Origin of the sequence: Tessaracoccus antarcticus, assembly GCF_003688855.1 — a bacterium.
Lineage (GTDB): Bacteria > Actinomycetota > Actinomycetes > Propionibacteriales > Propionibacteriaceae > Arachnia > Arachnia antarctica.
The window spans coordinates 148,455-160,340 of the sequence record NZ_REFW01000001.1 but is presented as its reverse complement, the minus strand read 5'-3'; the positions used below and the strand labels follow the sequence as shown (position 1 = coordinate 160,340).

Genomic DNA, 11,886 nt, shown 5'->3' with positions numbered 1-11,886 from the left:
CGGCCAGCGGAGACCCATGTCAGCAATCGAGAAAAGGTGTGGCCTCCAGTGTGCAGCCACCCTCGGAACGGACGCCCCGTCGTTCGACGGCGCGGACGTGCTCATGGACGCGTGGCACAGCCGGGGTGTGGGCGCAAAGCTCCCCCTGGGAGGCGGGCGTCTGCACGCATCACTGCCTGCGTGGGAATCCCTCGAGGAGATGGCGGCGATCGTGGCCATCATTGATACGCGCCCGGAGGTGTGGCTCGCGGCCACCCACAAGGCCATGGCCCTCGGCAACGGTGGGATTGACCGCGCTGTGTTCATCGTGACCACACAGGACCATGCCACCGTGATCGAGGCGATTGCCGGGTCAACGTTGCCACAGGACCTGGAGGTCCATGTTGTTGCGTCACTGAAGCGACTGTCAGTGACAGGTCTGCGGGTGCAGGGCGGGGAAGGGAGTAGCCTCCAGCCGCTTCTGGTGGGGCTACGGGCGGGGCGGGAGCCGCTGTGGCAGGAGCAGGAGGAGAGGCTACTCGCAGCAGGTGCGCACGCTCTTGAGCAGGCACGGGAGTCCGTGGGTGAACGCGAAGAGCAGTTGGCTGCCCACGCCACAGCCCTGGAGGGGGAGTTGGCGGCGCTGCAGAAACGCTACGCCAACCTCTCGAACTCCACCCTTGGTCGGGTCACGACGAAGTACTGGGCCCTGCGGAAACGCCTGCGGTCGTGAACCCCGTGACGCTGCCGCCCGTGGCGCTCTCCGTCATCATCCCCACCTACAGGGGGGCCGAGAGGATCGAGGGTGCACTCTCGTCCCTCGCCTCGCAGACGCTGGATGCCACGATGTTCGAGGTGGTCGTGATCGTCAACGGGCCACGGGAAGGCTATGTCGAAGCGCTGGAAGGCATGGCCGAGAGACACCCGGGGCTGCGACTGCGCGTCGAGTTCTCTGACCGCACCGGTGCCAGCCACGCGCGCAACATCGGTCTGGCCATCAGCAGCGGACGGTACGTGACCTTCGTCGACGACGACGACTGGCTGCAGCCGCGCTTCCTGGAACTCGGACTTGCTGCTGCAGGCGTCGACCGCGTCGTCGTCCTCCCCCTGATCGACCAACTGATGGACACCGACGAGCTCCGGCCCAGCCCCTACGGCACCCAGACCCGGGCGGCAGACGCCCAGGTGGTCCCACTGGCCACACAGCACTGGATACTGATGTTCAATGCCTGCAAGATCCTGCCGCGTGACGTCGCGGTGCAGATTCGCTATGACGAGGATCTGCGCAGCGGTGAGGACCTGGTCTACTTCTCCCACCTACTGGCCCATGAGCTGTTGGTTGCCTTCACCTACGGGGACGACGCCCACTACGTGCGTCGCGTGCGCGCCGGATCCATCTCCCGCCAGAACACCTCCTTTGATTTCCTGGTGACCCAACGGTTGGCGTGCATCCAGCGGCTTGACGGCCTCGACCTGCCCGTCGGAAGCGTCGCGGATGACAGCCGGATGTTGATGATCCGGTCCCAGGCCAACTCACTCGTCCGCTGGCTGGATGGGAACCCCGAAGGCCGCGCCCGTGTGATGGCCGCGGTGAACCGGGCCAACATCCAACGTTTCCCCCGAGGTCTCTTCAACAAGGGGCAGGCCGAGGAGCTGGCTTTTCTGCCCACCTTCGGGTTGCAGACGGACGCCGACGCTGCGGGGGAACTGGAAACGCTGGTGGCTCGGGGTGCGGTGGTGGATGTCATCTCCGCGGTCCCGCCGGGCCCCCATCCGCAGAATCCTCACGCTCTGGTTCTCGTGGCCGATGTCCTGGACACCCACACCGGGTTGGCGGTCCCGTGGGGCGAGGACGTCTCGGAGTGTGTCACCGCTTTTGCGCTGTCCGCGGCCCGCACGGCCGCACGACGACATGGGCGCAAGCCCTACAGATCGCTGTACTCGCGCGCTCCGTGGGCAAGTTCCCACGCAGCCGGCGCCCTGTTCAAGCTGGACCACTGGCCCATCGTGTGGACGGCGGAGTTCTCCCATTCCCTGCGGACAACCCCCGAGGGTGCAAAACGGCCGTCACCGATCGTGTGGGACGACGTGACTGCCACATTTCGGGCTGCCATTGACGCGAGGGGTTTTGAGGCGCTGCGCATCCCCACCACGTTCGCGCTCATTGAGGCGGTCACCGTGATCGTGGCTGATGAAGTGGTGTTCCCCACCCCCCATATCCGCGACGAGATGCTGGCAGCCTGGGGTGACAGTGGGCTCACGGAGCTGGTGATGGCCAAGTCGACGGCCCGAACGCCTCGCTGGCAGGGTTATCCTTCCCCTGCTCCATGATGAACTCCGCCATGGCCTCGATCGTGGTGTGCAGGGGTTCGTCCCCCACAAGGGCGGCATCATCGGGTGGTGGGAAAAGCAGGGCAGTGGCGCCGGAGGCCTCCACCTGCGCGAGCACCGACGCGGGGGCGACGACGTCTGGGGGGAACATCACCCAGCCGATACTGCGAAGCCAGTTGGCGGTGTCCCGGCGGGGTGGCTCGAACACCACGTGGTCCAACAGTCCCGGAGTGGAGCCGATCCTGTCGAAGAACGTGAGGTAGAGCTCACGCTCCTCCCACTGCCGCCACACCGGGGGGCAGTCCCACGGCTGTGGCCCCATGATGTGGAGTCTGAACCCCGGATCCTGCACGATCAACGCCTCCAGAAGGTCCAGCGCCAGGTCCGGGCGGGTGGCGTACGGCACGAAGCCCATCATGGCGATCGCGTGCCCGGAGCCGGGATGCTTGGGGCGGTCGAAATCGGGCACGTCCACGCCAAGCGGGGCAGGCGCCGAACCCTGGGTGGCACGCTCCGCGTCCACGACCCCAGTCGCGAGCGGGTCCACGTCGGGGCCCGACTCACTGCGGCGGAAGTATGCCTCCAGACGTTGCGCCGTGACGCTGCTCGCGTAGGGACGGACGGCCTCCTGCGCCGCCACACGCGTCGCCGGCAGGAGTGGGCGGCAGCGCGACACCACCTGGATCACGGACTCGATTGTCTCGTCGACGAAGAGCGGGTAGTCCTTCCCGAAGAGCGCCTCGTGGGCGGGCGTGCGGTTCAGGATGGGAGGTGTTCCCGAGGCGGCGTACTCCAGCATCTTCGTGGAGATCTCCAGGCTCGAATCGAGGTCCGATGATCGCCAGCTCAGGCCCAGATCCTTCTCTGCGATGACACGGAGGGCCTCCTCCCGTGGAACCCCTCCGGCCCAGGTCACCCGCGGCGGTGGTGCCTCCAGGGCGCTCTGCATACTGGAGATCCAGAGAGGCTCCGGTGAGTACACCTTGTCGCCGAGGATGGTCAGCGTCGCCGGACACCCGACGGCTGCCAGTCGTGCCGGGAGCTCCATGCTCTGCAGGGTCTTCCAGTCGGGATGCAGTTTCCCGGAATAGACCAGCTGCAGCGGTCGGTCGCCCATCGACTCCTCCAGGGGGACGAAGAACTCGTCGGGGATCGTCGGTGTCATGAGGAGGCACTTCCCGGCAGCCTCGGGAACGATCGCCTCGAGGTAGGCCCGCGTCTCCTCCGTTTGGGCAAAGAACCGATGGGAACGTGTTGCGATGTCGCGCAGCTGCGCCAGTTGTTCCGGCGGCATCGTGGTGGCGGGGAACGTGAGGTCGGTCACGTAGCTCCACAGGCGCGGGGAGAGGACCTCGGAGGATCCTGCCGCGGCGGCCATCTCCCTGCCGCGCACGATGAGGATGCCGGCCCCCACGTCCTGCACCACCCCTTCGAGCCGCGTGACCGCCTCTGCCTGGGACATGACGCTGTACCCCGGTTTCGTGATGGGTGGGTGGATCACCACCCGGGGGTGGTCCGCAATGCGGGTGAGGAGCCGGTCCGTGGTCACGTGCGCCTTGAGAACCACATGGAGGGTGGAGTCGGTGAGGGTCAGCGTCTCGGCCAGTGACACCAGCCACGTCGCGGAACCATCCAGGACATTGAGATTGACGTCGCCGTACAGGACTACCTGTCGCCCCGTCATGCTGTCGGCTGCCCGTGACGGTGCGCTGCCAGCGCTGACAGCAGCGACGGTGGCGCGTCGACGCGTTGAGCAGCCATCGTCGCCTCGTCCAGCACGACGGTGTCGGTACGCAGAGACTGCGCCCCTGCCTTCCGGGCACCAGATGCGGGGAGGACGACCACGGCGCCGTCGTTGCGTCGCATCCACTCCACGGCCGTGCGCAGTTCCGCGAGGAGCTCTGCGCCCTGGGGGTCCAGGGCGCCGATCCAGGGACCTGAGTCGATGGCGTCCTCCTCCACGACGAGCGTGTCCGGGGTGGCCTGCTCGAGCTCCGCAACACTCATGCGGGGGTGCAGCGGGATGACGGATCCATGAGCGGTGAGGCGGTCGCGCAGTGCGGTCGAGCCCACCAGGGCGATCCGCCGACGCAGTGGGGCCTCGGCAGAACCTCCACCGTGGATGAGGCGGACAAGATGGTGCGCCGTCGCGTCCCCCCGGGGAGGCTCCGGTGCGGGGGAGGGGCTCGCCACTGCAGGCGGCTCGGGTGCCTCGGGAGTGGGGGGAGACGATGACGAAGAAGGGGGCAGCGGCGGTGGAGGCTGCGCGCTGGTCGCCAGCACATCCATCCTGCGTTGCAGGGCCTTGGTCGTCACCCCGATGCTCTGGAGCTTCCACGTCAACAGGATGAATCCGCTCCCCGTGAGCAGTGCCGCCAGGCCCATCAAGGGCAGGGTGAGGAGGAACAGCTGTGCGGCCGCGAGGATGGCTGCCACGCCGAACACGACGATGGCGAGGGCAACCACGGGTGTCAGGCGTTGCGCCAGTGCAGTTGTGAGTCGTCTGGGCGTTGGCATCGAAAGCTCCAGTTGATGGGGGTCGCCTGATCCGGCTGGGGCGGGACGACCGGTACCCGGACACCGTAGCGCCCACCGCGGCGTCGAGGATCTTGACGGAGGGGTCCGCTGATGGCGTCCACGACCACGCGAAGTGCGGGCGTCGACGGAAAAGCACGATCCCCGACACATCGGTGTCGGGGATCGGCGTTCTCAGCTCTCAACCACTGGTCAAGCGTTCATCACTCGTCCTCGGACCCGTCGGATGATGCCGGCGAGGCGTCCTCGGGGAGGGCCATGGTGGTCGGCACGACCGTGGGGACTTCCGACATGGGGGCGGGCTCCGCCTCGACGAACACGGGATTGCCGCCGACATCCAGGACGCGCGGGATCTCCCTGCACGAGGAGTTGTTCGAGAAGTCCCTGTAGGGCTTGGTGGCCATCGCACTCCAGCGCTTCGCAATCTGATCCAGGGACTTCTCCCCCGAGTAGCAGGCGATGAGCTGCAGTTCGGAGATGTGCCCGTCGTGGTAGTTGTAGTTGATGTTGCGCCCCGTGTAGCGCTCGGGAACCTTCACGTTGAGTCCGGCAGAGGTCAGCGTGCCTTCCGCGAAGGTCAGCCAGCGGCCTCCGTAGTACCCCTGGACGGCCACCTTCCCTGTGCCCTTGACGGTGAGGGTGTTGGTGGGCGTCCTGTGCACCAGCAGGTCGTAGGCGGGTGCAACGTTGGGGCCCAACGGGTCGGCAGCGCTGAGGGTGACGTCGTCATACCAGGCGGTGGTGTTGTCGACGCCGTAGCTGTAGGTGAGCAGCTGGATCTTGATGTCGCAGTTGGCTGCCGGGGCAGTGAAATCGGCGGTGGACCACGACACGCGATTCTGGGAGCGGTTCTTCGGGTTCTCAAGAATGAGGGTGGTGGTGGTCTTGTTGCCGGGTGCCGGGCACACGGAGTAGATGGAGACCTTGCCTCCCGTGCCCGAGGCGCCTGCCGTGATCTCCAAGCGTGAGTTCATGGCCATCGAGAGACGGGAACCGGGCGATGCCTTGGTGGTCCACGACGACGCGGGGATGATCTGCTCGAGACCCGCCCAGGACGATCCGTTGGGGTGGACGCCTATCATGCCGAGGCTGTCAGGGCCGCGCAGGCCTGCGACGTTGCCATTGACGGCACGCCAACCTGCTGGGACCTTGTTCACCACGGCGTTCATGTGGGGGTTCGCGACCATTTCCGGTGCGCTGCCGCTGGGGCTGCCGAGGGGCAGTGTGGCGGCCTTCGTGGCCTTGTCATAGCGTGGTTTGTTGTCCGGATAGGCGGTCAGGGGCTGCCCGTTGAGCAGCGTCTGGGTGATCTTTGCGTTGCCCAGGGACACGGCCCGCAGGGGGGTGGCCTGGTAGCCGCGCATCAGGTCGTAGGACGACATGGTGCCGCCCTCCAGGGGCACTTCCGACTTGATGGTCTGGGGGCCCATGTCCGCAACAGCTTCATCGAAGAGAGCCAACGCCTCGGGGTCCTTCGTCCGCAGCCAGTAGCTGTACAGGGCCAGCACGTTTTGATGGTGGCCGTTGTTGACGACGGTGGGATCGGGGGTGGTGGGGTACTCCTCGAACCACAGGAAGCCGTTCTCGCGGTTGGTGAAGCCGCCCTTGTCGAGGGGGATGAGGTAGGAGTTGTAGATCTTCCTGGCGACGTTCTCCCACGTCCGCTCTGCCACCGGCTTGTCGAGTTCGCCCACGAATTTCGACAACTCCAACATGGCCGTCATGGCGCCGGCCTGACCCAGGCCGGAGTTCCAGCCGGCGGGGAGGTCGTCCACGGCCGGGTTGGCGGAGAAGCCGAAGGGGTAGGGGAACCACAGGCTTTCCCTGCCCTCGTAGGTGCGCGTCTCATCCTTCTTCAGGAGTTCGTTGGCCCCCAGCAGGGCGAAGCAGAGGCGGTCGGCCTCCTTCACCTTCGTGGGATCCATCCTCAACGCCAGCTTGGTGAAGTTGGCCAGGGAGATGGGGTTGTAGTGGTCGGCCGGTTCATAGCCGGGCTTGATGAGGTGGGGGCGACCCTCCGACGTGAATGTCCACCCTGCCGGCGGATCAATGTTGCAGGGATTCTTGGGCCCCGCCGGCGGCGGCGTCGAGACGACGGGGGTGAACTGCACCACGTTGTTGAACAGCCACTTGTCGACCTTCTTGAACGTCCAGCCGGTCGCTGTCTTCGTGGGTTCGATCACGCTGGCGAAGATGAAGGAGCGACAGCCGTTCTTGCCGGTCCAGGCGGTGTCGCATTCGGTCTGCCACATGCGTCCGTCCTGGATGAACTGGCCGTCCTTGCCGAGCGGGTTGTTCTTCCAGTTCTCCCTGTTGGACGGGAGGTAGGTGAGGTTGTTGAAGGCGAACCCGTTGACGAACTGGTATGTACCGTCGATCACCTTCACCTGGGTTGCCCAAATCTCTGCACGGCAGCGCTTCGCCGTGGAGGAGTAGTCCTCGCACGTGGTGTTCCACAGCCTGCCGTTGTACTCGCGTTGCCCCGGCGTCGTGTAGGGATGGTCCTCTGCTGCCGCGGTCTGCGGGAGTTGCACCACCGCCCCGATGCAGCCGAGGAGGACGGCAACCAGTAGAGGAAGGATTCGCCGATGTGTTCGAACGGAAGACATAACCACCACGTCAGAGATGAGTTGGGTGCCCGGTTGGGCCTGTAGGCGATTTCACCCTAACTCATCCCTCAGTATTTTCTAAGAATCTGTGGCAGGCCTGTGTGCAGAGCGACCCAGCTCGCGGATCACGGCCACCAAATGTCGTGTGGCTTGGGGTTTGTCTCCATCCCGATGGTCGGGGATCACCTCAAGGACCGCTTGAGGTCCGCTGCGCTCCACCAGCGCCAGGGTGGCTGCATCGGGGGCTGTCGTGAGGTCCGCGGCCATGTTCCAGCCCCGTTCCTCATCCGCAGCCTGCACACCCGCGGCCCCCGGGAATGAGCGTCGACGGACCAACTCTGCAGGCGCGCCGTAGTCCACAACGGTGCGGGCATACCAGTGGTTCTGAGCCCACGCCGCGAACCCGAAGTACTCGAAATCCTCGCCCGTGATGATGACGACGTCGAAGTGGTCGTCGCGCGCCGCGAACCAGCGCTCCAGCGCCACGTGCCAGTACCCGCCCACGTGGCGGGTGGGGGCGTAGGCCCTGTCAGCGGCGTGTGTGAACGCGACCGTGGCCCAGGTGTCGATGGGGCCCCGGCCAGGGGCAAGGGTGGCCGGCCCGAGGTCGGGTACGTGGTGCACCCGGCCGTGCGCCGCATCCCACGGCGCAGCGGTGGCGAGGTCGACGGTGATGTCGCCGCCGGACAGGCGTTCCAACTCCTCGAACCAGTAGGTGGGCCGCTGGGCGCCGACGGTGGGGCTGTCCCCGGCGTAGTAGGCCACCACAAGCACGCGTGTGACGCCCTCTCTGCGCGACGAGGGTGTGGGCGCGCCGGGACGCGGCACGTCGATGAGCGGGGTGGAGGGGAGTTCCGTGATCGTCGAGCGCCAACCGGCGGTGAAGCGCGACCGGGTGTCATCGTCGAGGAACAGCACGCCCTGGCCGGAGGCGACGAGTGCCACCGCCCCGGCGGCCGCGACGACGGGCGCATCCCCGTGCACCCATGACGCCATGGGCCAACCGCGGGAGGACGCCGACCAGAGGGCCAGGTCCTGCACCCAGCCGTTTGGCTCCACCACCAGGAGGGGGCGATGCAGATGCTTCTCGAGCCAGTCCAGGACAAGCTTCCAGCCAGCGACGTGGGGTCCCGTCAGGGACCCGGCCTCGATGCGCATGGCCTCCTCCGGCACGGGGACGCTCTGCTGGACACCAGTGAGCCGCAGGTTGGCACCGTCACGGCTGACCACGGGCCAACCCCGGGATCGGGAGGCGGCGGCCACGGCGCCGTCGTCGGTGAAGACCACGGGTGTGTGGAAGGTCATGGCGTCAGCCCCCGGATCAGCTCGATCTCACGGTCAATGGTGGCGGTGGTGCCGCACTGCCGGCGCACCCGGGCGGCGGCATTGCGGGACAGGGCCGGCATCCGTCCCGGGTCCTGGACGAGTTCCCACAGGGAGTCGGCGAACGCCCAGGGGTCGTTGCCGCGGGGTAGCAGGCTGCACGTGTCGTCGGTGAACTCCGGGATGGCGGCCACGGGGTTGGTGATGGTCACCATGCCGCTGGCCATGGCCTCACCCAGCATGACCCCCTGCGTGTCGTAGCGCGTGGGGCACAGGAACACCCCGTGTGCGTCGTGCAGCGCTGCCATCTGGGCGGGGCTGGAGAAACCCTCCTCGACGGTGACGTTGTCGAACGTCCGGACCCCCTTCACCTCGCTCCCGAAGTGCTGCCCGTAGCCGCGCACCGTGATGTCCAGTTCGCCGAAGCCGTCGCGGCGGGAGCAGATCTCCAGTGCCCGCAGGGCCACGTCGTTGGCGTAGTTGAGTTGCGCGAAGCCACGCATCAGCAGGATCCTGCGGGCCTCATCGGGTCGGCGTTCCCGCGCCCGGTAGGTGTCCTCGTCAATGTGGTTGGGGATGATCTCCACATGGGTGGCCGCGACGCCCACGTCGAACTCCGAGTACTGCCTCTGGATGTCGGAGACGAACACTTTCGTGACGGCAGGGTCGCTGAAGACTGGCGCGGCCGCGCGGAACCGGTCGCGGTTCTGGGCGTCGCGGATGTGGCGGATGGCGAACAGTTCCTCGGTGGTGGTGTTGCACTGCAGGCGCCGGTAGTCGCGCACCTCGTAGCCGTGGAACCACACGGCCAGGCGCTCCCCGGGGATGCGGGCGTGCAACTCGTCGAGGGCCTGGGGCGTGGGGGAGTGGGCCAGGACGGGGGAGCCGGCCGCGGCGATGGCCTCCAGCGCTGCGGGCAGGTCGGTGGGCCGGATCACGGCCACGGGGGTGGTGTCGGATTCCATGTGGGGTTCGGCGACGTTGAGCGGTGAGTAGTCCACCACGACACCACGCAGTCCGGCCGCCGCATAGGCGTCGGCGCGGCTGCGGACATATTCGGACCCCGTGCGCCAGCGGTGCGGGTAGGTGACGGCAACGAGAACGAAGTCGTGCCGCTCCCGTAACACATCCAGCACGGTATCTCTGGGGGCGACGGTGCCCGTCACGAGATCTCCGGCTTCGCGTACTGCCCGCGGCGCAGGGCCTTCTTCACCATGAGACGGCCGGGCCGCTCCAGTTGCTTCTTCAGCCGGGCGACGTGGGCCTCGAGCCCGGCGATCCTCTGCTGGAGTTCCTCTCGTTCCACAGCAGCGATGTCCACCTGTCCCCGCAGGGCGGCGGTGCCCGAGTGCTCCCGCCCGAGTTCGTGGCGGAAGGCCTCGGCCTCCGCCCGGGCGGCGTCAACGCGGGAGGCGAGGGCGAGTACGTCGGAGCGAAGTTCGTCGATGGTGCGGCCTGCGTCTGAAAGGTGGCGGTTCGCCACGTCAAGTTCGGCAAGGGCCACCTCATGGAGGTGGGGTGTCTGGTCGGATTGCGTCACTGGGTCCACCCGTCGAGCCTATCCACGAAGCAGCAACGCCGTCCCGGGAGTGGCAGAACCATCCCGGGGCGGCGCGTCGGTGTCACGTACTGCCGCGACTCAGTCGGTGCCGGTGTCCATGGCTGAGCGCAGGCCGGCGGAGTCGACGTCGTCGTCCGCGGTGACGGCACCGATCTCGGCGATTTCGTGGGCACCGCCGGGGGTCAGCTCACCGATCAGCTCGGCGGCCTTCCCCGTGAGGGTGCCCTGAATGGCGTAGAGCTCCAGCTTGTCGCGGGAATCGGCGATGTCGAGGTTGCGCATGGTGAGCTGGCCGATGCGGTCGGTGGGGCCGAACGCGGAGTCCTCCACCCGCTCCATGGACAGCTTGTCCGCCTGGTAGGAGAAGTTCGGTCCGCGCGTGTCGAGGATCGTGTAGTCCTCGCCGCGACGAAGCCGCAGGTCCACCTCTCCCGTGACGGCCGAGGCCACCCAGCGCTGGATGGATTCACGCAGCATCAGCGACTGGGGGTCCAGCCAGCGTCCCTCGTACAGCAGCCGACCCAGTTTCCGGCCATGGGAGTGGTAGTTGGAGAGGGTGTCCTCGTTGTGGATGGCAGCCAGCAGGCGCTCGTAGGCGATCCACAGAAGGGCCATGCCGGGGGCTTCGTAGATGCCGCGGGACTTGGCCTCGATGACCCGGTTCTCGATCTGGTCGCTCATGCCCAGCCCATGGCGCCCGCCGATGGCGTTGGCCTCCAGGACGAGGTCCACGGCGGAGTCGAAGCGCTGGCCGTTGATGGCCACGGGGCGTCCCAACTCGAAGGAGATGCTGACGTCCTCGGTGTCGATGTCGACGGCCGGGTCCCAGTACTTGACGCCCATGATGGGCTCCACGGTCTCCAGGGACACGGCGAGGCTCTCGAGGGTCTTGGCCTCGTGGGTGGCACCCCAGATGTTGGCGTCTGTGGAGTAGGCCTTCTCCACTGAATCGCGGTACGGCAGGTCCCGGGCGGCAAGCCACTCACTCATCCCCGTGCGGCCGCCCAACAGCGACACGAACGCCTCGTCGAGCCACGGCTTGTAGATGCGCAGGGACGGGTTGGCCATGAGGCCGTAGCGGTAGAACCGCTCGATGTCGTTGCCCTTGTAGGTGGAGCCGTCGCCCCAGATGGAGACGTTGTCGGCGGACATGGCGCGCACCAGCATGGTGCCCGTCACGGCGCGGCCGATGGGGGTGGTGTTGAAGTACGCCCGACCGGCGCTGCGGATGTGGAACGCGCCGCAGGCCAGGGCGGAGAGCCCCTCCTCCACGAGCGCCTCGCGGCAGTCCACCAGGCGCGACAGTTCGGCGCCGTAGATGTCGGCGCGGCTCGGCACCGAGTCGATGTCGGGCTCGTCGTACTGCCCGATGTCGGCGGTGTAGGTGCACGGGATGGCGCCGTTCTCGCGCATCCAGGCCACAGCCACGGACGTATCGAGGCCGCCTGAAAAGGCGATGCCGACGCGCTCGCCGACGGGAAGGGAAATCAGGACTTTGGACACGGCGACCACTGTAGTGGCTCGGCTCGGCCCGGCTCCACGGCCGCT

General features: G+C 67.1%; 9 protein-coding genes. 2 read left to right on the top strand and 7 right to left on the bottom strand.

The features are described 5' to 3' along the window. The first annotated feature begins 16 nt into the window (after positions 1–16). A complete protein-coding gene (locus EAX62_RS00740; protein ID WP_121899779.1) occupies positions 17–712 on the top strand; it encodes a hypothetical protein in 696 nt (231 codons plus the stop codon). Then, positions 709–2,310 carry a glycosyltransferase family 2 protein gene (locus EAX62_RS00735; RefSeq protein WP_158600428.1) on the top strand — a complete coding sequence of 534 codons (1,602 nt, stop codon included), beginning with the start codon at positions 709–711 and terminating at the stop codon, positions 2,308–2,310. The genes EAX62_RS00740 and EAX62_RS00735 overlap by 4 nt, the downstream gene beginning before the upstream one ends. On the opposite strand, the gene EAX62_RS00730 is transcribed toward EAX62_RS00735, so the two are convergent. From EAX62_RS00730 to argG, 7 genes are all read right to left on the bottom strand, one after another. Continuing rightward, positions 2,237–3,994, bottom strand: a complete 1,758-nt coding sequence (locus EAX62_RS00730; protein ID WP_121899777.1) for a glycosyltransferase family protein — start codon at positions 3,992–3,994, stop codon at positions 2,237–2,239. The two genes, EAX62_RS00735 and EAX62_RS00730, sit on opposite strands and share 74 nt — an antisense overlap. Then, positions 3,991–4,827 (bottom strand): hypothetical protein, encoded by an 837-nt coding sequence (locus EAX62_RS16805; protein WP_199711049.1) that lies wholly within the window; start codon positions 4,825–4,827, stop codon positions 3,991–3,993. Before EAX62_RS16805 ends, EAX62_RS00730 begins: the two co-directional genes overlap by 4 nt. A gap of 221 nt (positions 4,828–5,048) precedes the next feature. After that, the gene (locus tag EAX62_RS00720; protein ID WP_121899776.1) at positions 5,049–7,454 is read right to left on the bottom strand and encodes a D-glucuronyl C5-epimerase family protein; all 2,406 of its coding nucleotides are present in this window, start codon (positions 7,452–7,454) and stop codon (positions 5,049–5,051) included. A gap of 78 nt (positions 7,455–7,532) precedes the next feature. Beyond that, positions 7,533–8,759: a hypothetical protein gene (locus EAX62_RS00715; RefSeq protein WP_121899775.1), complete on the bottom strand. Its 1,227-nt coding sequence runs from the start codon at positions 8,757–8,759 to the stop codon at positions 7,533–7,535. Beyond that, positions 8,756–9,943 (bottom strand): glycosyltransferase family 4 protein, encoded by a 1,188-nt coding sequence (locus EAX62_RS00710; protein ID WP_147453957.1) that lies wholly within the window; start codon positions 9,941–9,943, stop codon positions 8,756–8,758. Before EAX62_RS00710 ends, EAX62_RS00715 begins: the two co-directional genes overlap by 4 nt. Beyond that, positions 9,940–10,326 carry a hypothetical protein gene (locus EAX62_RS00705; RefSeq protein WP_147453956.1) on the bottom strand — a complete coding sequence of 129 codons (387 nt, stop codon included), beginning with the start codon at positions 10,324–10,326 and terminating at the stop codon, positions 9,940–9,942. The genes EAX62_RS00710 and EAX62_RS00705 overlap by 4 nt, the downstream gene beginning before the upstream one ends. 90 nt (positions 10,327–10,416) lie before the next feature. After that, on the bottom strand, positions 10,417–11,850 hold the full coding sequence (gene argG, locus EAX62_RS00700) for an argininosuccinate synthase (protein WP_199711048.1): 1,434 nt from the start codon (positions 11,848–11,850) through the stop codon (positions 10,417–10,419). Between the last annotated feature and the right edge of the window lie 36 nt (positions 11,851–11,886).

Coding starts and splice junctions, on each gene's coding strand:
- EAX62_RS00720 (WP_121899776.1), bottom strand. CDS start 7,454: ATGTCTTCCGTTCGAACACATCGGCGAATCCTTCCTCTACTGGTTGCC.
- EAX62_RS00730 (WP_121899777.1), bottom strand. CDS start 3,994: ATGACGGGGCGACAGGTAGTCCTGTACGGCGACGTCAATCTCAATGTC.
- EAX62_RS00715 (WP_121899775.1), bottom strand. CDS start 8,759: ATGACCTTCCACACACCCGTGGTCTTCACCGACGACGGCGCCGTGGCC.
- EAX62_RS00740 (WP_121899779.1), top strand. CDS start 17: ATGTCAGCAATCGAGAAAAGGTGTGGCCTCCAGTGTGCAGCCACCCTC.
- EAX62_RS16805 (WP_199711049.1), bottom strand. CDS start 4,827: ATGCCAACGCCCAGACGACTCACAACTGCACTGGCGCAACGCCTGACA.